The organism is Marinilactibacillus psychrotolerans, from assembly GCF_900101525.1.
Classification (GTDB): Bacteria; Bacillota; Bacilli; order Lactobacillales; family Carnobacteriaceae_A; genus Marinilactibacillus; species Marinilactibacillus psychrotolerans.
In genome coordinates, this window is sequence record NZ_FMZD01000045.1 from 1 (window position 1) to 1743 (window position 1743).

Below are 1743 nucleotides of genomic sequence, written 5' to 3' on the forward strand. Positions count from 1 at the left end.
TTTGGTTAATTTTACTTTGTTCAGTTTTCAAAGATCTACTATTCTATAAGATGTCGCTGCGTTTGTCAGCAACTTTTATATCATACCATGTTGTCAATTCAGTGTCAACACTTTTTTGAAAATATTTCATTTTCAATTCAATAAGTATTGTTTACGTCGTTATCAGCAACCTATTTATAATACCATTTGTATAATCATCTGTCAAACACTTTTTGAAAATATATTGAATATATTTTCAATACCGGCGGCCGGGGTCGAACCGGCACGCCCTTAACGGGCACTGGATTTTGAGTCCAGCGCGTCTGCCAATTCCGCCACGCCGGCCTGTTAATATTAATGTTAAAAGACAAGGCGGTAACCGGATTTGAACCGGTGATGAAGGTTTTGCAGACCTCTGCCTTACCACTTGGCTATACCGCCATACATTTATTCACTTTAAACTACTAAGCGAAATCACAATGGTACTGGGCTACCAGGATTCGAACCTGGGGAATGACGGGATCAAAACCCGCTGCCTTACCGCTTGGCTATAGCCCATTGTGTTACAAGGGCGACTGATGGGGATCGAACCCACGAATGCCGAGACCACAACCCGGTGCGTTAACCACTTCGCCACAATCGCCAAAATTATAATGTTTCACAGGGATAGTAGGAATCGAACCCACATTGACGGTTTTGGAGACCGTAGTTTTACCGTTAAACTATATCCCTAAAAATGGAGGGAGTAGGATTCGAACCTACGAACCCGAAGGAGCGGATTTACAGTCCGCCGCGTTTAGCCACTTCGCTATCCCTCCAATGGCGCAGGACAGAGTCGAACTGCCGACACACGGAGCTTCAATCCGTTGCTCTACCAACTGAGCTACTGCGCCTTGGAAAAATTCTAACGGTCCCGACGGGATTCGAACCCGCGATCTCCTGCGTGACAGGCAGGCGTGATAACCGCTACACTACGGGACCATTATTTTATGTATTCTTAAAATATAATTTCATCAAAATATTCCTATTCATAAATTACTCGAATAATAATCATGAAAATTGCGGGGACAGGATTCGAACCTGCGACCTCCGGGTTATGAGCCCGACGAGCTGCCAGCTGCTCTACCCCGCGATAATGAATGTTGGAAACATTCTAGAAAACACATTGGCTATTTATTCTAAATTCAAACCTCATTAATGCCACTGTACTAAAGATTTGCAGCAAAATCAAGGTAAAGGAGGATGTGGGATTCGAACCCACGCGCGTTTTTACACACCTGACGGTTTTCAAGACCGTTCCCTTAAGCCGGACTTGGGTAATCCTCCAAAAAATGTATAGTGATTGAACACTAATGACCCCTACGGGATTCGAACCCGTGTTACCGCCGTGAAAGGGCGGTGTCTTAACCGCTTGACCAAGGGGCCAGTATAATAAATAAAAACTAATGGGCCTAAGTGGACTCGAACCACCGACCTCACGCTTATCAGGCGTGCGCTCTAACCAGCTGAGCTATAGGCCCTTGTCATAAAAGCGGGTGACGAGAATCGAACTCGCGACAACAGCTTGGAAGGCTGTAGTTTTACCACTAAACTACACCCGCATTGTGTTTAGGAAACAACACCGACAGGAGTTGTCAAATTTGAAATCCCTGCCTTATAATTAGGTAAGCAATAACATCTATATCAATTGCGGGGACAGGATTCGAACCTGCGACCTCCGGGTTATGAGCCCGACGAGCTGCCAGCTGCTCTACCCCGCGATAA

General features: G+C 45.3%; 14 tRNA genes. All 14 read right to left on the reverse strand.

From position 1 onward, the window contains the following. Positions 1-239: 239 nt before the first annotated feature. A tRNA-Leu gene (locus BLT22_RS12085) sits at positions 240-324 on the reverse strand. 25 nt (positions 325-349) lie between these two features. Next, a tRNA-Cys gene (locus BLT22_RS12090) sits at positions 350-420 on the reverse strand. A 44-nt stretch (positions 421-464) separates the two neighbouring features. Continuing rightward, positions 465-537, reverse strand: a tRNA-Gln gene (locus BLT22_RS12095). 12 nt (positions 538-549) lie between these two features. Then, positions 550-622, reverse strand: a tRNA-His gene (locus tag BLT22_RS12100). A gap of 18 nt (positions 623-640) precedes the next feature. Further along, positions 641-711 (reverse strand) — tRNA-Trp (locus BLT22_RS12105). 5 nt (positions 712-716) lie between these two features. Continuing rightward, a tRNA-Tyr gene (locus BLT22_RS12110) sits at positions 717-797 on the reverse strand. A gap of 2 nt (positions 798-799) precedes the next feature. Beyond that, a tRNA-Phe gene (locus tag BLT22_RS12115) sits at positions 800-872 on the reverse strand. Positions 873-887: 15 nt separating this feature from the next. Then, positions 888-960 (reverse strand) — tRNA-Asp (locus tag BLT22_RS12120). A 78-nt stretch (positions 961-1038) separates the two neighbouring features. Further along, positions 1039-1111 (reverse strand) — tRNA-Met (locus BLT22_RS12125). Positions 1112-1215: 104 nt separating this feature from the next. Continuing rightward, a tRNA-Ser gene (locus BLT22_RS12130) sits at positions 1216-1305 on the reverse strand. A 27-nt stretch (positions 1306-1332) separates the two neighbouring features. Beyond that, positions 1333-1404 (reverse strand) — tRNA-Glu (locus tag BLT22_RS12135). Positions 1405-1425: 21 nt separating this feature from the next. Continuing rightward, positions 1426-1499 (reverse strand) — tRNA-Ile (locus BLT22_RS12140). A gap of 10 nt (positions 1500-1509) precedes the next feature. Continuing rightward, positions 1510-1580: transfer RNA gene (locus BLT22_RS12145), tRNA-Gly, on the reverse strand. Positions 1581-1666: 86 nt separating this feature from the next. Next, positions 1667-1739 (reverse strand) — tRNA-Met (locus BLT22_RS12150). Between the last annotated feature and the right edge of the window lie 4 nt (positions 1740-1743).